Origin of the sequence: Corallococcus sp. AB038B (assembly GCF_003668955.1) — a bacterium.
GTDB classification, from domain to species: Bacteria; Myxococcota; Myxococcia; order Myxococcales; family Myxococcaceae; genus Corallococcus; species Corallococcus exiguus.
Window position 1 is genome coordinate 1 of sequence record NZ_RAWO01000295.1, and the last position, 398, is coordinate 398.

The window sequence follows — 398 nt, forward strand, 5'->3', positions numbered from 1 at the left end:
CAGCTCCAACTCGAGGCCCGAGGGCGTGGAGGCCTGCATCGTCACCTCCACGGGCTGCCCCACCTTCGCCTCCCGGGGCGAGTCCACGGCCAGCTCCAGTCCCCCTTGCGCCTCCTGCTTCCACGGCACGGCGGCGGACAACGCCAGCGCGAAGCCCAGGCCCGGCACCGCGGGCTCCGCTCGCACCGTCCAGACATGCGCGCCTGCCGAGCCCGCCGCCGGGGCCTCCAGCGACAGCCCCTCGCGCAGCGCCTTGGCGTCATAGGTGCCCTCGGCCACGGGCTTCCCGTCGCGCTCCAGCACCACGCGCACCCGAGCGGGCAGCGGCTCTTTGAAGAGCGCCACCACGGCCTTGAGCGCCAGCCGGTTCGCCCGGCCTCCGCCCCAGCCCCGCGCCG

1 pseudogene is annotated in these 398 nt (G+C 75.9%); it reads right to left on the bottom strand.

The annotated features are described in order from the left end of the window. Window positions 1–398 (bottom strand): annotated as a pseudogene (locus D7Y04_RS43350) (hypothetical protein); the annotation flags it as partial.